The sequence below is a fragment of the Kitasatospora sp. NPDC048298 genome, assembly GCF_043201465.1.
GTDB lineage: Bacteria > Actinomycetota > Actinomycetes > Streptomycetales > Streptomycetaceae > Kitasatospora.
Genome location: NZ_JBICYZ010000013.1, coordinates 113,236 through 129,214, shown reverse-complemented (window position 1 = coordinate 129,214; position 15,979 = coordinate 113,236). Strand labels below are relative to the sequence as shown.

Sequence of the window (15,979 nt, the reverse complement as noted above, 5' to 3'; positions counted from 1 at the left end):
CCGGGCCACCGCACCGCCGGAAACCCCCACACATCCGGAGGACCCACCGCATGCACGACCGTGTCCTGCCCGCACGGCCCGCTCACCCCACCGGGGAGCGCGCCGGCCGCCGGGCCGCCCACCGCAGAAGGGCCACCGCACTGGCCCTGGCCGCCACCCTGACCACCAGCGGCGCCGCCATCGCCCTGACCTTCGGCTCCGCCTCGGCGGCCCCGGTCAACCTGCTCGCCAACGGCGACTTCGAGGCCGGCACCCTGGCCGGCTGGACCTGCTCCAACGGGTCGGTCGTCACCACCCCGGTGCACGGTGGGACCCACGCGCTCAGCGGCGCCGCCTCGGCCGGCGACACCGCGCAGTGCCAGCAGACCGTCACCGTCCAGCCGAACACCACGTACACCCTGGCCGGCTGGGTCCAGGGCAGCTACGTCTACCTGGGCGCCACCGGAACCGGCGTCAACTCCTCGGTCTGGACACCCGGCGGGACCGGCTGGAACCAGCTGAGCACCACCTTCACCACCGGTGCCACCACGACCTCCGTGACGGTCTTCACCCACGGCTGGTACGGCACCGGCACGTACTACGCGGACGACCTCACGCTGACCGGCCCGGCCGGCCCCACCTCGACCGCCAGCCCGACGGCCACCGCGAGCCCCACCGCCACGGCCAGCCCCACCGCGACGGCGAGCCCCACCGCGACGGGCAGCCCCACCGCCACCGGAAGCCCGACGGGCACCCCCACGACCACCACCCCGACCCCGACGGCCACCGCGAGCGGCCCGGCCGGGGACGGCAAGGTCACCACGCCGACCGGCTTCGCGGCCACCAGGACGACGTCCAACGCGGTGGTGCTCACCTGGCAGCCGTCCACCCTCACCAGCGGTGACGGCGCGGTCGCGTACAAGGTGTGGTCCAACGGCCAGCTGGTCGCCACCTCGATGGGCACCTCCGTCACGGTCAGCTCGCTGCTGCCGGGCAGGAGCTACACCTTCAGCGTCCAGGGCTACTCCGGCAGCCACGCCTCCGCCCAGTCCGCGCCGGTGAGCACCACGACCGCGGCGGCCCCCGCCCAACAGCCGGTCCGCTCGGCCTACTTCGACCAGTGGGGCGTCTACGAGAACGCGTACAACGCGAAGAACGTCGACACCAGCGGCGCGGCGGCCAAGCTGGACGTCGTCCACTACGCGTTCGCCAACATCGACCCGACCAGGTTCACCTGCTTCCAGGCGGTGAAGGCCTCCGACTCGGCCAACGAGTCCAACCCGAACGCCGGTGACGGCGCGGGCGACGCCTACGCCGACTACCAGGCCGACTACGGCTCCGGCACCAGCGTGGACGGCACCGCCGACACCTGGGAGCAGCCGCTCAAGGGCAACTTCAACCAGCTGCGCCAGCTGAAGGCCAAGTACCCGAACCTGCGCTTCACCATCTCGATCGGCGGCTGGACGTACTCCAAGTACTTCTCCGACGCTGCGGCCACCGACTCCTCCCGCAAGACCTTCGTCTCCTCGTGCGTCGACATGTTCCTCAAGGGGAACCTGCCGACCGGCGTGGCCGGTGACGCCTCCGGCGGTCCGGCCTCGGCGGCCGGCCTCTTCGACGGCATCGACCTCGACTGGGAGTACCCGGGCTCGGCCGGCGGCCACACCGGCAACCACTACTCCGCGGCCGACAAGCAGAACTTCACCCTGCTGCTCAAGGAGTTCCGCACCCAGCTGGACGCCCTCGGCACCGCCCAGGGCAAGCGGTACCTGCTGACCGCCGCGCTGCCCAGCGGCCAGGACAAGATCGCCCAGCTGGAGACCGACAAGATCGGCGCCTACCTGGACTACGCCGACGTGATGTCCTACGACATGCACGGCGCCTGGGACGCCACGGGCCCGACCAACCACCAGGACCCGCTGCACGACAGCCCGGCCGACCCGACCACGCCGATCACCCCGGGCACCCGCAAGTACAACGTGGACACCACGCTCGCCGCGTACACCACCGGCCTGCCCGAGTACGGCATCCCCGGCGGCTTCCCGGCGAACAAGATCGTGCTGGGCATCCCGTTCTACTGGCGCGGCTGGACCGGTGTCCCGGCCGGCTCCAACTACGGCCTGTACCAGAGCGCGACCGGCCCGACGGCGAAGAAGCCGCTGAGCCAGGAGGCCGGCCTCGCCGCCTGGAAGGAGCTCAACCCGACCGCGGCCCAGACCCACTGGGACCCGGTCACCGAGAGCAGCTGGGTCTACGACGGCACCAACTTCTGGACCGGTGACACCCCGCAGGCCGTCCAGGCACGCGGGGCGTACGCCAAGAGCAAGGGCCTGGGCGGGCTGTTCGCCTTCTCCCTGGAGAACGACGACGCCGCCGGCACGATGCTCAATTCGATGGACAGCAGCCTGCGCTGACGATCCGTCGGAAACGAGTGGTGGCCCGCACGGAGCATCCGTGCGGGCCACCCGCGGCTCGTCCTGCCGTACCCGTCCCGCCCGGGCGCGGCCCGATCGGCCTCAGCGCGTCCGGCCACGGCCCGGCGGCACCGGGTCCGTCCCGCCCGCGCCCGGACGGCAGCGCAGCAGCCGCCCGGCCGTCAGCCGGGCCCCGCGCACCGCACCGTGCCGGTGCAGCGCCTGCACCGCGTAGGTCGAGCAGGACGGCGTGTACGGGCAGCAGGCCGGGCGGCGGGGGCTGACCTCGGTGCGGTAGTAGCGCACCGCGCCGTACAGCACCCCGGCCGCGAACCCGCGCGGGGCGGGGGCGGACGGGTCGGCCGTCCGGTGCCCGCGCCACCCGGTGAGGGCGAAGCGGACGCCGGAGACCATCATCACCGGGATCAGGACGATCAGGCAGGGATCGGCGATCTCGCAGCAGCCGTCGAAGCAGCAGTCCGCGCCCTCGTTCCGGAAGTGCTTGCGCCGCCGGGCCTTGGCGTGGTCCTCCTTGCGGTAGCGCTCCCGGTAGTCCTCCCAGACCCGGCGCTGCTTCTTCCGCCGCAGCCGCTCCGAGGCGGGCAGCCACCACCAGGCGCGCTCCGGGCGGGCCGGTGGGTAGTGGGCGCCGAGATCCGGCGTCGGGTCGGACACTGCTGAGGACCCCCTCGTTCTCTCCGTCGGGGGCCGACCCACGACGATCCGGGCAAGATTATCCGAAGATCATCCGCCCGGATCCCGCCCCTCGGCGCCTGCCCCTCGGCGCCTCGGTGCCTCAACCCCGTGGCCCCGTACCCCGCGCTCAGCCGCCGAGGTTGAGCTCGGGGAAGAGGTCCTCGAACGGCTGGGTGGTCACCGAGACGCTCCGGGAGAAGGGATTGTCGAAGTCCCAGATCATGAACAGCAGGAAGGCGATCAGCACGCTGAAGCAGAGCGCCAGCGTCAACTCCCTGGGCGTGCGCCGGATCTGCAGCGCGAACAGCATGCCGACGGTCACCACCGCCCCGCCGATCAGGCCGAACCACACCACCCCGGGCATCGTCGGCCCGGCGTTCTGGCCACGCGAGTTGCGGGCCTCGGAGGCCTGGCTGACCCGGTCCATGATCGGCTGGTAGCCCTGCGACTCCAGGTCGGAGGCGGGCGACCGGGTGGCGACGTCGTTCTGGAGCTTCAGGAGCAGCTGGTCGCCCTTCTCGGTGATGCCCCCGTTTTCCTGCATGTAGGACCACTCGGTGTTCACCACGTACGAGACGTAGGCGTCCACGTCGGCCCGGACCTGGTCACGGAACTCCGCCGGGTAGATCACCGCGCGGTCGCTCACCTCGCGCAGCGACTGCGCCTCGCGGAACAGGTCGTCCTGGGCGGCGCCGCGCGCCTCCCAGACACCCGCGATGGCGAGACCGAGGACGATCGCGTAGACCACCCCGATCATCATCGTGATGTACTCGATGACGTCCGGGGTCTCGTCGGTGCTGTCCGCCGCGATCGGCCGGCGCTGCCTGAGTACCACCACCGCCACCACGACGGCACAGGCCGACGCCAAGGCGATGACCACCGCCACCCACTCGGACATGGGAACTCCCTTCTCTGGCTTGGCTTGTGACGTAACGGAAAGGTCGGTGGGGCGCCCCCGGCCGGGGAGCGTGGCCCGCCGTCGGCCGGCAACCGCCCGGCGGGCCGTCAGGAGGAGGTCAGGACGGGCCCGAACGGCCGCGTCCTCGGCCACCACCACGCCCAGGACGCAGGGCCACCGCCGCGAGCACCCCCGGGACCATGATCACCAGCAGCGTGGTGGTCATCGAGGTGCCCTGGTGCTGCTTGGCCATGGCCTTGGGCTGCGACCTGGGCACGTGGAACACCGCCTGCGCCGACGGAGTCGGCCACAGCGGGCTCGGGCGCGCCGCACTCGGCGAGGCCGCCGAACCGGGGGCGGACGTGCCGGGCACCGCGGGGCTCTGGGCCGCGGGCGCGGGGACCGCCGGATCGGGCGCGGGCACGGCCGGTGCCGGGGCGGGCGGCGCGGGGGCCGGGACGGGCGCGGGCGGCACGGGCGACGGAACAGGTGCCGGCGGTGATGCGGGAGCGGACGGCGCCGGGGATGCCGGGGGCGTGGGTGACGCGGGCGACGGGCTGGGGGCCGGTGTCTGACTGGGCGACGGCGTTGTCGGCGTCGGAGTGGGGATCGGGCTCGGGCTTGAACTCGGGCTCGGCGACGACGTGGTACTGGGAGTCGGCGTGGGGGTGGGCGAGTGGCAGTGGTGGTGCCCGTGCGGGGGCCAGTGCCCGTGATGCCCCGGGCCGAGGCCCGGCGCGACGCCGACCCCGACCTGGACGTCCACGTCCACGCCGATGCTCACCCGACCGTCCGGCCCCACCGACATCGACACGTCGGTCTCGTCGCACACGCAGACGTCCACCACCGGGCCGTGCGGGTACCCGCCGGGGTGGCCGGCGCCGGACGCGGTCGCACCTCCGACCAGCGCGCAGACCGCGACCACGCCGGCCGACGCGCCGAGCAGCCGTACCCGTCGCCCGCGGGCCGCGCCCCCACCGCCACCGGGCGATATCCGGCGGATCTGCCGACGCACGGGCATGGGCTCCACACACCTCTCGGATCGTCCGGGGAGGACGGAACGGCCGCGGGCCGACCGGCCCCGGAGGAACGGGTTGAACGGGCAGAACCGGCGAAGAGACCGAACTCGGCCACATTCCCGACAGAACTCCGTCGGGTACGACCAGAAGTGATCAGACACGGTCAGGCGGACGGCCCGCCTTCGGGGGCGGGCCGTCCGCCATCAGGTCAAACGATCTTCGAGCCGACCGGTGACGGCCCCGTGCTCGCCGTTCTCCGCGCTCAGCTGGGACGGTTCGCGATCTCCACGTTCTCCAGCACGCCGACCGCGTCCGGCACCAGGATGGCGGCCGAGTAGTAGGCGCTGACCAGGTACGAGATGATCGCCTTCTCGTCGATGCCCATGAAGCGGACCGACAGCGACGGCTGGTACTCGTCCGGGATACCGGTCTGGTGCAGGCCGATGACGCCCTGGTTGTCCTCACCGGTACGGATCACGAGGATCGAGCTCGTGTTCTCCTTGGTGACCGGGATCTTGTTGCACGGCAGGATCGGCACCCCGCGCCAGGCCGGCACCTGCTGTCCACCGAGGTCGACGTGGCTGGGGTACAGCCCGCGGGCGTTGAACTCCCGGCCGATCGCGGCGATGGTCCGCGGGTGGGCCAGCAGGTAGTCGGGGTCGCGGCGGCGGTTGAGCAGCTCGTCCAGGTCGTCCGGGGTGGGCGGGCCGGAGTGGGTCTGGATGCGCTGGTCGAAGTCGGCGTTGTTGAGCAGGCCGAACTCCGGGTTGTTGACGAGCTCGTGCTCCTGGCGCTCGCGCAGGGCCTCGATCGTCAGCCGCAGCTGGTGCTCGGTCTGGTTCATCGGCTGGTTGTACAGGTCCGCGACGCGGGTGTGGACCTTGAGGACGGTCTGCGCGACGCTCAGCTCGTACTCACGGGGCTTGAGCTCGTAGTCCACGAAGGCGCCGGGCAGCTCGAACTCGCCGTGGTGGCCGGCCGACATGGCGATCTCGGCCTCGCCGCGCTCGTTCTGCGCCTGGAGCGGCAGGGCCAGGAAGCCCTGGAGGTGCTCCTGGAGGCTGGGGGCGTTGTCCCGAATGGCGGCGAAGTCCGCCCGGGTCAGCGTCAGGGCGACACCGGCGGTGGCGGTCTTGGCGGTGAACTCCCAGACGGCGTCGGGGTTCAGCAGCGCGTCGTCGCCGAAGCGGTCGCCGTCGCCGGCCACGCCGACCACGGTGTCGTCACCGTACTTGCCGGTGCCGATCTTGTTGACCTTGCCGTGCGCGATCAGGAAGATCTTGTCGGCGGCCTCGCCCTGGTTGGTGAGCACCTCGCCGGGGCCGAAGTCCCGCTGCTGGCAACGGTCGGCCAGGGCGGTGAGGACGTCCTCGTCCTCGAATCCGCGCAGCAGCGCCAGCTCGCCCAGCTCGGCCGGAATCACCCGGACCTGGGAGCCCGTCTTGATGAACTCCACCACACCGTTGCCCACGGCGTAGGTGAGCCGACGGTTGACGCGGTAGGCGCCACCGGCGGCCTGGACCCAGGGGAGCACCTTGAGCAGCCAGCGGGAGGTGATCTCCTGCATCTGCGGTGCGGACTTGGTCGTGGTGGCAAGGTTCCGGGCAGCAGCCGTCGCAAGGCTCTGCTGCTTGGCCTGCACTGCCTCCGGGCTCGTGTCCACGGTCATCGGCAGGGCTCTCCATTCCTGTGATCGGGTCACACGTCCAGGGGCGTACGGGCCCGTCCTGGCGCATGGCATGGCGAATCATCAGATCCGCTTACTGGTGGGGGCGTTGGCGAGTTTCGCGAAGTGTGGCCACCGTCTCCCGGCGACTCATCCGGAACCCTAGATCACCAGGGCCCGACCGGTCCCGTACGAGGGCCGACTACCCCCCGATAGGGTGAATCTCGGCCGGTCCGCCCCCATGACCCCACAAACTCCGGGAACATCCGTTCGCCCCGGCGGCCCCCGTGCTACCAACGACCTTCCCCCTGGCCGGAACCCTGCCGGACGACCCGGAGGCCGTCACCCGGCGTCAACCCGGCATCAACCCGGCACACCGTTCCGGCCGCGGACAAACGAACGGCCCGCCAGGGCCGGCACGGGGGGAAACCGGCACCTGACGGGTGAACGGGGGTGCGCAGTGGGGTCCGCACCGGGAATCCCACGCGGCGAGGCCGGTCCGGCGACGCCCGCGGCTCCGGCGGAGGTCAGGCGCAGGCGACCTGGGTGCCGGGGACGCCGACGATGCCCGAGTTGTTGGACTCGCCGCCGTTGTACTCGTAGTACAGGTAGGAGTAGAAGTCGATCCGGGTGGCGGGGCCGCAGGCCGAGTCGGGGGCGACGGTGTACGTCACCGTGAAGGCGCTGCTGGCACCGGGGGCGAGCGGCACGTTGTAACGGGCTATGCCGCCGTGGACGTTGTCACTGCACCCGTTGGTCTGGGTGCCGCAGGCGGTCGCGCTGAACTTGAGACCGGTCTCCAGGCTGGTGGCGTAGGTCTCCTGGACGCTCTGGTAGACGAACTGGATCGGGGTGTCGTACGGGTTGGTCAGCGTCAGGGTGAGCGTGAACTCGCCGCCGCGTACGGTCGTCTGCTTGTCGGAGACGGCCGTGAGCGGCAGTTGGCTGTCGGCCCGGGCGGCGGGGGCGGCGGAGAGGAGCAGTCCGACGACGAGGGCCGGACATGCGGCGAGCGCGGCGCGACTCAGGTGTGTTCTGCGCATGACCAAGGAGCGTAGGCGCCGATTCCGCCAGGGTTGCGCTCCTCTGCCCCGGTCCGTACCGACGCAGGAGCGGCGAGCGGACACCGCGCACCGGCCCGCCCGCGTTCCGGCCCCACGGGCCGACCCGGGGGCCTATGCTTCGCCGCCCCTCCCCCGGCCCCGAACCACGCCCTTCGGTGCACAGCCCGGTCACGCGCTCGGCGGCAGGATGTCGCAGAGCGCGCCGAGCGCCGCCGGGTAGGCGTGGTCCGACGGCGTGGCGTAGCCGACCACCAGGCCGTCGACGGCGGGCATCGCCTCCTCGCCGACCGCCGGGTGCCGGTAGTCGGCGAGCCCTTCGACGGCCAGGCCCCGGTAGGCGGCGGCCTTGAGCACCGAGCGCTCGGTGCCCGGCTCCAGGCGCAGCACCGCGTGCAGGCCGGCCGCGATGCCGGACACCTCGACGTGCGGGGCGCGGGCGGCGAGCGCGGCCACCAGCTGGTCCCGGCGCTCCCGGTAGCGGCGGCGCATCCGGCGCACGTGCCGGTCGTAGCCGCCGGAGTCGATGAACTCGGCGAGGGTCAGCTGGTCGAGGGCGCTGGCCCAGCCCTCGCGTTCCCCCTTGGCGGCGAGCGCCCGGTCCACCAGGTGGTCGGGCAGCACCATCCAGCCGAGCCGCAGCGCGGGGGTCAGGCTCTTGCTGGTGCTGCCGAGGTAGACCACCCGTTCGGGGTCGAGGCCCTGGAGGGAGCCGACCGGCTGGCGGTCGTAGCGGAACTCCCCGTCGTAGTCGTCCTCCAGGACGAGCCCGCCGCGCCCGCGCGCCCAGTCGACGACGGCGGCGCGGCGGCCCGGCTGCAGCGGGCCGCCGGTGGGGAACTGGTGGGCGGGGGTGAGCAGCGCCGTCCGGACGTCCGGGTGCTGCGCCAAGTCGCCCGTCCTGGCGCCCCGTTCGTCGATCGGCAGCGGGACGGTGGGGACGCCTGCGGCGGCCAGCAGCCCGCGGTGGAAGCCCAGCCCGTACGCCTCGACGGCCAGCGGGCCGTGCTCGGCGGGCGGCAGGACGGGCGCGGCGCCGTCGAAGAGCAGCCGCAGCGCGTGGGCGAAGCCGGAGCAGACCACGATCCGGTCGGGGTCGGTGCGCACGCCCCGGGCGCGGGCGAGGTAGTCGGCGAGCACGGTGCGCAGTTCGCGCCGGCCCTGCGGGTCGCCGGGGCCGAAGGCCTCGTTGGGGGCGGCGGTCAGGGCGCGACGGGCGGCGGCGAGCCAGGCGGTTCGGGGGAAGGAGGAGGCGTCGGGCCGCCCTTGGCGCAGGTCGTGGATGGGGCCGGGGCGGCGGGAGGGCCGGCGGGCCCGGTTGCGCGGAACGGGTTCGGCGCGTTCGGCGACGGTGGTGCCGGAGCCCTGCCGGGCGGTCAGCCAGCCCTCCGCGACGAGTTCGGCGTAGGCCTCGGCGGCGGTGTTGCGGGCCAGGCCGAGGTCGGCGGCGAGGGTGCGGTAGGGCGGCAGCCGGGTGCCGGGGGCGAGTCTGCCGCTGCGGATCGCCTCGCGCAGGGCCGCCATCAGGGCGGCGCGGCGGCCGCCGGTGGCGGGGAGGTCGAGGTGGAGGTCGTTCCCGGTCGGGTGGGCGGGCTCGGAGGGGTGCGTGCCCCGCGTGTCCGTCATGGTCACGCACCCTACCGGCCGCCTCCCGGCGGCCGCCCCGCCGCCCCACCACCCCTACAGGGGGCTACGGCACGACGGTGACCGGCCAGCGGCCGGCCTTCACCAGCCGGACCGCCACCGATCCGATCACCTTGTGCCCGGCCTGCTCGGAGACGCCGACCACCACGGCGTCGGCGCGCAGTTCGTCCGCGAGCTTGGCGAGGCCGGTGTACGGGTCGCCGCGCATGGTCAGGAAGCGCCACTCCACCTTCCACACCTCGCGCACCCGGCGCTCGGCCTCGCGCAGCGCGGCCAGCAGTTCCTCGGCGATCTCCTGGGTGGTCTCCTCCACCGCGGCCCCGGCCAGGGCGGTCGCGGCGCCGAGGATCGGCTGGATGTACGCCACCGCGAGGACGGCGCCCTGCCGGCGGGCCAGTCCGGCGGCGTAGGCGGTGGCGCGCCAGGAGGAGTCCGAGCCGTCCAGGCCCGCCAGGATCACGCCGGGGCCGTCGGTGCCCAGCTCGAAGCCCGCGGGCGCGGCCGCGGCCTCGTGGTCCCCGGCCCCGGTCGGCGCCCCCGCCGCGGCGGCCCCTCCGGGAGCGGCGTCCGCCGTCCCGCCCGTACCGGCGTCCACCTCTCCCGCGTCCGCCGTGTCCGCCGCATCGCTCTCGTTGCTCATGGGGGTGAGGCTATGCCCGCCACCGACGGTGACGGCACCGGGCACTCCGGGTGAGGCCTGTGGCCCGGGCCACCCGGGCGGACGGCCGCGGCGGCGGAATCGGCACCGGCGGCTGGCCGACCGTCACGCGCTGTCGACCGTGTGGGCGGCCTCACAGCGGTTCCGGGGCGGATCCGGAGTGGCGCGGGCCACTTCAGAGGGCTCTTCGATCTTGAAAATGGTGGCAAATCGGGCGAAATCGCTACATTTCTTTGATCTTTACCCCCGGTAACCGGCCTCTGACGTGGCCAAACCTTCGAATCCTTGAAACCGCCCCGACCGCACCCGTAACTTCGAACCTGTTGCACCGAGCGATTCGCTCCGGCCGGGCCGACCGCCCCCGAGCACAACGGTGCAGGACCACGCGAGTGACGTGTCCCCGAAACCGACGGCCTTCCGAGGGCCTGGTTCCGCGCGCTCGCAGACCCCTCCGAAAGGAACACCATGACCTTCCGTAACGAGACCGCCGCCACCACCACCACTGCCACCCCGAAGCGCCGCAACCGCGTCCGGATGGCTCTGATGGCCGGGGCGGTCACCGCCCTGCCGGTGGCCGGCCTCGTCACGGCTACCAGCGCCTCCGCCGCGCCGACTTCGGTCTGGGACAAGGTCGCCGCCTGTGAGGCGACCGGCAACTGGGCGATCAACTCCGGCAACGGCTTCTCCGGCGGCCTGCAGTTCACCCAGAGCACCTGGGCCGCCTTCGGTGGCACCGCCTACGCCCCGCAGGCCCACCAGGCCACGAAGGACCAGCAGATCGCCATCGGCGAGAAGGTCCTGGCTGCCCAGGGCCCGAACGCCTGGCCGATCTGCTCCGGCAAGGCCGGTCTGACCAAGTAGGACCCCCTGCGCCGAGACCGCGCGCACCGAGGCCGCCGCACCCCATCCCGGGGTGCGGCGGCCTCGTCGTGCTTCCCGACGGCAGCGGACCTCGGCACGGGTCCGGCGGGGTGCGGGGCGGTCAGTGCTTCATGTAGACGCTGTCCATGAACTCGATGATCTGCTGGTCCGTGAGCCGCTGGCCGTCGCGGTGGCCCATCGCCAGGTCGGCCTCGCTGATCATGCCCACCAGCCGGTCCCCGTCGATCACCGGGATGCGCCGGATCTGGTGCTGCTCCATCTTGCGCAGCACCACCTCCATGCTGTCCTCGGCGCGCACGCAGTGCAGGTGGCCGGCCAGTTCCATGGCCGTCATCTTGGCCGGGTCCTTGCCCTCCGCGATACATCGCAGCACGATGTCGCGGTCGGTGATGATGCCCTTCAGCTTCTGGTCGTCGCCGCAGATCGGCAGCGCACCCACGTTCTTGTCACGCATCATCCGCGAGGCCTCGGCCAGCGTCTGGTGGGCGCCGATGCACTGGGCGCCGGTGTGCATGATGTCTCGGGCAGTGGTCACGGGGACTCCTTCGTCGGTGGTTCCCCCCGCTGGTCCCCCCGCCTCCCCCGGCGGTGCTCCCGGGCTCCCTCCGGCGGAGCGGAGGCCGGGTGACCGCGTCCTCACCATAAGCAGCCCCGCCCCCGCCCGCGACCCCGGCCCGGCGCCGGGAGGCCAGGACGGCCGGTGCGGCCGCAGAGTGGAAGGCGGAACCGCCCGTGCTTCCCGAGGAGTGAGCGAGCCGTGGACGCCACCGAGACCCCCGCCCCGCAGGTCTGGCCCAACCTGCGCGCCACCGATGCCCGGGCCCTGATCCGCTTCCTGGTCGACGCCTTCGGCTTCCGGGAGGTCGTCACCTACGGCGAGGGCGACTTCGTCGCGCACGCCGAACTCGCCTGGCCCGAAGGCGGCGGCGTGATGCTCGGCTCCGACCGCCGGACGCCCGAGGGCGACGAGCCCTGGCCGAGCAGGCCTGGCGGCTTCACCGCGTACGTGGTCACCGCCGACCCGGACGGCGTGCACGCCCGCGCGGTGGCCGCCGGGGCCCGGATCGTCAGCGGGCTGTACGAAACCGACTACGGCTCGCGCGACTTCACCGCCGCCGACCCGGAGGGCAACCGCTGGTTCTTCGGCACCTACCCGGGCGCGCCCCGGCCGGTCGCCCGCCCGCGGGGGTGACGCGGTGCGCTCGCCGGCGGAGCGGCCGCCCGGGGGCCACCGGGCCGGAAGCCCCGGAACCCCCGGAACCGGCGGAGCGGTCGGAGGCGGACCGTGCCGCAGATGACGGTGGACGGGCGCACCCTCGCGCTGTCCCACCTCGACAAGGTCTACTACCCGCGCACCGGCACCCCCAAGGGCGAGGTGCTGCGCTACTACGCCGCCGCGCACACCGCGCTGCTCCCGCACCTGCGCGACCGCCCGGTCTCCTTCCTGCGCTGCCCGGACGGCGTCGAGGCGGAGGTGTTCGTCGCCAAGAACCCGCCGCCCGGCACCCCGGACTGGGTGCGCACGGTCGACGTGCCGAGCAACACCGGCGAGCTGCGCCAGGTGGTGCTGGAGAACGGCGCGGCGCTGCTCGCGCTCGCCAACCTGGGCTGCCTGGAACTGCACGTCCCGCAGTGGCACGCGGCCGCGCCGGCCCTCGCCGACCGGCTGGTACTGGACCTCGACCCGGGCGAGGGCGCGGACGTGCTGACCTGCCGCACGGTCGCGCTGCTGCTGCGCGAGCGGCTCGCGGCGGACGGCCTGGCCGCCTGGGTGAAGACCTCGGGATCCAAGGGCCTGCACCTGCTGGTCCCGATCGAGCCCACGCCGAGCGCCCGGGTCTCCGCGTACGCGAAGGCGCTGGCCGCCGCCCTGGAGGCCGAGCGCCCGGAGCTGGTGGTGCACACCATGGCCAAGGCCCGCCGCCGGGGCCGGGTGCTGGTCGACTGGTCGCAGAACAACGCCAAGAAGACCACCGCCGCGCCGTACACCCTGCGGGCCCGGCCGCTGCCGACCGTCTCCACCCCGCTGGCCTGGGCGGAACTCGACGCGGCCGCCGACGAGCGGGACCTGGTCTTCACGCTCGCCGAGGTGCCCGGCCGGCTCGCCGCGCACGGCGACCTGCTCGCCCCGCTGCTGGACCCGGGGCGGGCCAGGCCGCTGCCGTCCGCGCCCTCGGCGGCCGGCGCGGAACCGACCGGACCGAGGACCGCCCGACGGAGAGCCGCCGCCGGACCGGAACCACCGGCGCGTCAGGTGCTGCACCCGCCTGTCGAGGTGATGCGCCCGGCCGCCGTGACCTCCGTCCCGCCCGCCGACGGCCTGGGTGGCGGAGGCGTGCAGTACGAGCTGAAGCTGGACGGCTTCCGCTGCGTCGCCTTCGCCCGGGGCGAGCGTCCCGCGTACCTCCAGTCCCGCAGCGGCCGCGACCTCGCCCCCGAGTTCCCGTCGATCGCCGCCGCTGTCGCCCGGCTGCCGGAGGGGCTGGTGCTGGACGCCGAGCTGGTCGCCTGGCGCGACGGCCGGTTCGCCTTCGGCGAGTTGCTGCACACCCCCCGGGCCAGGGCCGCCGCCCCCGAGGTGGCGCTCGGCCTGATCGCCTTCGACGTGCTGGCGCTGCCCGGCCGCGACATCCGCCGGCTGCCGCTCACCGACCGCCGCCGACTGCTGCTCGCGGCGCTCGCCGACGTCCCGCCGCCGGTCCAGCCGGTCATGGCCACCACGGACCGGGCGGAGGCGCTGGAGTGGATGGAGCGGCTCGCGGACACCGGGGTGGAGGGCCTGGTCTGCAAGGCCGCCGCCGCCCCCTACCGCCCGCGCGGCGCGGGCCGCGTCTGGGTCAAGTACCGTCGCAGCGACACCCTCGACGCCACCGTCCGCGCCGTCACCGGCCCGGCCGTCCACCCGCAGGCGCTGGTCCTCCAGCTCGACGACGGCCGGGTGTTCCTGACCACCCCGCGGCTCACCCCGGTCCGGTCCCGCGAGGTCGCCGAGGTCGTCCGCCCGCTGCTCGGCCCGCCCGCCACCGACCCCGACCACGGCCCGGTCCACCCGCTGACGTCCCCGCTCAGGGCCGAACTCACCCTCACCGGCCGGCCGCCCACCGCCACCTTCGTCCGTCTCCGGGGCGACTGACCACCGACTCCTGCCCGCCCCCGCTCACCCCCGCCGCTCCGCCGTCACGTGGGCGAACTCCGTCACGAAGGCGTCGTCGAACAGCGGCAGGTCGCCGGGCTTGCGGCTGGTGACGAGCGGGCCGGGGCCGTCGTGGCAGACGTGCACCGGCTCGTCCACCCACTGCGCGCCGGCGTTCACCAGGTCGGTGCGCAGGCTGGGCCAGGAGGTGAGGGTGCGGCCGCGCACGGCGTCGGCCTCGATGAGCGTCCAGGCCGCGTGGCAGATCGCCGCGACCGGCCGGCCGGCGGCGCAGCAGGCGTGCACGAAGGCGACCGCCGGGCGGTCCAGGCGCAGCCGGTCGGGGTTGGCGACGCCGCCGGGGAGGACCAGCCCGTCGTAGTCGGCCGGGTCGGCTTCGGCGACCAGGGCGTCCACGGCGAAGGTGTCGCCCGCGGCGCGGTGCCGGACGGCCTGGACCCGGCCCGCGGCCGTGGACAGCAGCCGCGGAATGCCTCCGGACTCGGCGACCGCCTGCCACGGGTCGGTCAGTTCGACCTGCTCGGCCCCGTACGGCGCGACCAGGAAGGCGATCGTCCGGCCGGTGAGCGTGGTGGAGGGCCAGCCCATGGCGCCCTCGCTCAGCGCGGGTGCGGGGCGGTCAGGTCGACGGCCGCGGGCGGGGCGGAACTGAGCCGGGCGCGCGGGCAGTCGAGGTGGACGGCGCGGTCGAGGTGGTCGAGCCGGGCGACCAGTCCGGTCGGGACGAGCACCCGGGTGCCGGGCACCCAGGGCTCGGCGTCGACCAGCAGGTGGTCCCCGGTGTCCTGTTCGACCCGGCCGACCAGGCCGTCGGTGGCGCGCACCTCGTACCCGACCAGCGTGAACTCGGCGGCGGGATGGGAGCCCGGGCGGTACTCCCACAGGTCGGTGGTCATCACGCTCACGCCTCCGGACGGTCCCATGGGCGCCGCTCGCGGCGCTCCCGACGTTCCCCGGCCTCCGCCGGGTCGATCAGTCCGGCGGCGCCGCGGGCCGTGCGCCGGCGGCGCAGCAGCTCGGAGGCGGCGACCGCGGCCGCCACCGTGGCCGCCCAGACCACACCGAGCGCGACCAGCACCGCGGGGGCGGGTGTCCGTACGCCCACGCCGAGGCAGATCGCCGTCATCATCAGGGCGGTCAGCACGACCCCCGCCGAGATCCTGCGCCCCACTGCGCGGAGCACGCCCCGGACCCGACCGGGCGGCTTGGCGCCCATCGTGCTCAGCTTCCGGTCGAGCCGTGTGTCCTGGCGCAGATCGGACTCGATCTCCTCGAGGAGCCGCCGCTCCCATCCGCTCAACGCGGGTCCGTCCATCTCGGTCACCTCCGACACTTCGGGTGACGTGCTCGCACCCGGGCGGTTGCCCGGTACGAACCGGCGCTAACCGTTCCGGGCACCGCCTGTTCCGGCGCCCACGGGCCCGAAGGCCCGGGGGCGCGCGAGCAGGCTGTCGTCCAGGACGCTCAACAGGGCGGCGGCGTCGCGGTGGACCTCGACCGCGCCTGCCGCCCGCAGCTGCGGGCCGGTGTCGCGGCCGGCCGCCAGGGCCACGCACGGCACCCAGGCCCGCCGCGCCGCCCGTACCTCGCGCACGCTCCCGGCGACGGCCACGGCGTGCCAGGGCCTGCCGTCCACCAGATCCAGCGCGGCCCGCACCGGGTCGTCCCCGGGATCGGCCACGGTCAGCGCCGGGGCGCCGGCCGGCCCTGGGCCGGTCAGCACCACCGTCCACCCCCGGACGGCGCACTCGTGCAGCAACTCGGCACCGCCGGGCAGCGCGGGCTGCCACCAGTCGGTACCGAAGAGGGCCGCCGAGACCACCGTCATGACCACCGCTTCCGTTCGCGGGCGACGCGCCGAACGTTCCCTTCCAGGTTAGGTCGTTCCCCGGCCGCGCGCGCAGGCTG

The 15,979-nt window shown here is 74.0% G+C and carries 15 protein-coding genes and 2 pseudogenes; 6 read left to right on the top strand and 11 right to left on the bottom strand.

Going from position 1 to position 15,979, the window contains the following annotated elements; all coding sequences use genetic code 11:
• The first annotated feature begins 50 nt into the window (after nt 1-50).
• A complete protein-coding gene (locus ACGF0D_RS13610) occupies nt 51-2,393 on the top strand; it encodes a glycosyl hydrolase family 18 protein (protein ID WP_392915691.1) in 2,343 nt (780 codons plus the stop codon).
• A gap of 102 nt (nt 2,394-2,495) precedes the next feature.
• On the opposite strand, the gene yidD is transcribed toward ACGF0D_RS13610, so the two are convergent.
• On the bottom strand, nt 2,496-3,068 hold the full coding sequence (yidD, locus tag ACGF0D_RS13605; RefSeq protein ID WP_392915688.1) for a membrane protein insertion efficiency factor YidD: 573 nt from the start codon (nt 3,066-3,068) through the stop codon (nt 2,496-2,498).
• Nucleotides 3,069-3,216: 148 nt separating this feature from the next.
• On the bottom strand, nt 3,217-3,987 hold the full coding sequence (locus ACGF0D_RS13600; protein ID WP_392877907.1) for a hypothetical protein: 771 nt from the start codon (nt 3,985-3,987) through the stop codon (nt 3,217-3,219).
• A gap of 200 nt (nt 3,988-4,187) precedes the next feature.
• Between ACGF0D_RS13600 and ACGF0D_RS13595 the strand changes: the two genes are divergently transcribed.
• Nucleotides 4,188-4,562, top strand: a complete 375-nt coding sequence (locus tag ACGF0D_RS13595; protein ID WP_392877909.1) for a hypothetical protein — start codon at nt 4,188-4,190, stop codon at nt 4,560-4,562.
• A 706-nt stretch (nt 4,563-5,268) separates the two neighbouring features.
• Here ACGF0D_RS13595 and ACGF0D_RS13590 read toward each other — a convergent pair.
• From ACGF0D_RS13590 to ACGF0D_RS13575, 4 genes are all read right to left on the bottom strand, one after another.
• Nucleotides 5,269-6,675: a family 2B encapsulin nanocompartment shell protein gene (locus ACGF0D_RS13590; RefSeq protein ID WP_392877910.1), complete on the bottom strand. Its 1,407-nt coding sequence runs from the start codon at nt 6,673-6,675 to the stop codon at nt 5,269-5,271.
• Nucleotides 6,676-7,199: 524 nt separating this feature from the next.
• Nucleotides 7,200-7,715, bottom strand: a complete 516-nt coding sequence (locus ACGF0D_RS13585; RefSeq protein ID WP_392877912.1) for a hypothetical protein — start codon at nt 7,713-7,715, stop codon at nt 7,200-7,202.
• A 189-nt stretch (nt 7,716-7,904) separates the two neighbouring features.
• On the bottom strand, nt 7,905-9,359 hold the full coding sequence (locus ACGF0D_RS13580) for a PLP-dependent aminotransferase family protein (RefSeq protein WP_392915686.1): 1,455 nt from the start codon (nt 9,357-9,359) through the stop codon (nt 7,905-7,907).
• Between the two features lie 64 nt (nt 9,360-9,423).
• Complete coding sequence (locus ACGF0D_RS13575) at nt 9,424-9,858, bottom strand: universal stress protein (protein WP_392915767.1); 435 nt, start codon at nt 9,856-9,858, stop codon at nt 9,424-9,426.
• A 642-nt stretch (nt 9,859-10,500) separates the two neighbouring features.
• Here ACGF0D_RS13575 and ACGF0D_RS13570 point away from each other — a divergent pair.
• Nucleotides 10,501-10,893 (top strand): annotated as a pseudogene (locus ACGF0D_RS13570) (transglycosylase family protein); the annotation flags it as partial.
• Between the two features lie 124 nt (nt 10,894-11,017).
• Here ACGF0D_RS13570 and ACGF0D_RS13565 read toward each other — a convergent pair.
• Nucleotides 11,018-11,452 (bottom strand): CBS domain-containing protein, encoded by a 435-nt coding sequence (locus ACGF0D_RS13565; protein WP_392877915.1) that lies wholly within the window; start codon nt 11,450-11,452, stop codon nt 11,018-11,020.
• Between the two features lie 222 nt (nt 11,453-11,674).
• Between ACGF0D_RS13565 and ACGF0D_RS13560 the strand changes: the two genes are divergently transcribed.
• The 3 genes and pseudogenes from ACGF0D_RS13560 to ACGF0D_RS13550 all read left to right on the top strand — a co-directional run bounded on the left by ACGF0D_RS13560 (nt 11,675) and on the right by ACGF0D_RS13550 (nt 14,050).
• Nucleotides 11,675-12,109 carry a VOC family protein gene (locus tag ACGF0D_RS13560; protein ID WP_392877917.1) on the top strand — a complete coding sequence of 145 codons (435 nt, stop codon included), beginning with the start codon at nt 11,675-11,677 and terminating at the stop codon, nt 12,107-12,109.
• Nucleotides 12,110-12,211: 102 nt separating this feature from the next.
• A pseudogene (gene ligD / locus ACGF0D_RS13555) lies at nt 12,212-13,081 on the top strand (non-homologous end-joining DNA ligase); the annotation flags it as partial.
• Between the two features lie 114 nt (nt 13,082-13,195).
• Nucleotides 13,196-14,050: a DNA ligase gene (locus ACGF0D_RS13550; RefSeq protein ID WP_392915764.1), complete on the top strand. Its 855-nt coding sequence runs from the start codon at nt 13,196-13,198 to the stop codon at nt 14,048-14,050.
• Between the two features lie 24 nt (nt 14,051-14,074).
• Here the strand turns inward: ACGF0D_RS13550 and ACGF0D_RS13545 are convergent, their stop codons facing one another.
• The 4 genes from ACGF0D_RS13545 to ACGF0D_RS13530 form a co-directional block, all read right to left on the bottom strand.
• On the bottom strand, nt 14,075-14,659 hold the full coding sequence (locus tag ACGF0D_RS13545) for a type 1 glutamine amidotransferase domain-containing protein (RefSeq protein ID WP_392915684.1): 585 nt from the start codon (nt 14,657-14,659) through the stop codon (nt 14,075-14,077).
• Between the two features lie 11 nt (nt 14,660-14,670).
• Nucleotides 14,671-14,976 (bottom strand): PRC-barrel domain containing protein, encoded by a 306-nt coding sequence (locus ACGF0D_RS13540; RefSeq protein WP_392877921.1) that lies wholly within the window; start codon nt 14,974-14,976, stop codon nt 14,671-14,673.
• Entirely contained in the window at nt 14,973-15,386 is a 414-nt protein-coding gene (locus ACGF0D_RS13535) for a hypothetical protein (RefSeq protein ID WP_392877922.1), read from the bottom strand. Before ACGF0D_RS13535 ends, ACGF0D_RS13540 begins: the two co-directional genes overlap by 4 nt.
• 66 nt (nt 15,387-15,452) lie before the next feature.
• Nucleotides 15,453-15,899 carry a hypothetical protein gene (locus ACGF0D_RS13530; RefSeq protein ID WP_392877924.1) on the bottom strand — a complete coding sequence of 149 codons (447 nt, stop codon included), beginning with the start codon at nt 15,897-15,899 and terminating at the stop codon, nt 15,453-15,455.
• Between the last annotated feature and the right edge of the window lie 80 nt (nt 15,900-15,979).

What these genes read in the sequence shown, in the direction of transcription:
- ACGF0D_RS13610 (WP_392915691.1), top strand. Translation starts at nt 51, where the DNA reads ATGCACGACCGTGTCCTGCCCGCACGGCCCGCTCACCCCACCGGGGAG.
- ACGF0D_RS13600 (WP_392877907.1), bottom strand. Translation starts at nt 3,987, where the DNA reads ATGTCCGAGTGGGTGGCGGTGGTCATCGCCTTGGCGTCGGCCTGTGCC.
- ACGF0D_RS13595 (WP_392877909.1), top strand. Translation starts at nt 4,188, where the DNA reads ATGATCACCAGCAGCGTGGTGGTCATCGAGGTGCCCTGGTGCTGCTTG.
- ACGF0D_RS13590 (WP_392877910.1), bottom strand. Translation starts at nt 6,675, where the DNA reads ATGACCGTGGACACGAGCCCGGAGGCAGTGCAGGCCAAGCAGCAGAGC.
- ACGF0D_RS13585 (WP_392877912.1), bottom strand. Translation starts at nt 7,715, where the DNA reads ATGCGCAGAACACACCTGAGTCGCGCCGCGCTCGCCGCATGTCCGGCC.
- ACGF0D_RS13580 (WP_392915686.1), bottom strand. Translation starts at nt 9,359, where the DNA reads ATGACGGACACGCGGGGCACGCACCCCTCCGAGCCCGCCCACCCGACC.
- ACGF0D_RS13550 (WP_392915764.1), top strand. Translation starts at nt 13,196, where the DNA reads ATGCGCCCGGCCGCCGTGACCTCCGTCCCGCCCGCCGACGGCCTGGGT.
- ACGF0D_RS13545 (WP_392915684.1), bottom strand. Translation starts at nt 14,659, where the DNA reads ATGGGCTGGCCCTCCACCACGCTCACCGGCCGGACGATCGCCTTCCTG.
- ACGF0D_RS13535 (WP_392877922.1), bottom strand. Translation starts at nt 15,386, where the DNA reads ATGGACGGACCCGCGTTGAGCGGATGGGAGCGGCGGCTCCTCGAGGAG.
- ACGF0D_RS13530 (WP_392877924.1), bottom strand. Translation starts at nt 15,899, where the DNA reads ATGACGGTGGTCTCGGCGGCCCTCTTCGGTACCGACTGGTGGCAGCCC.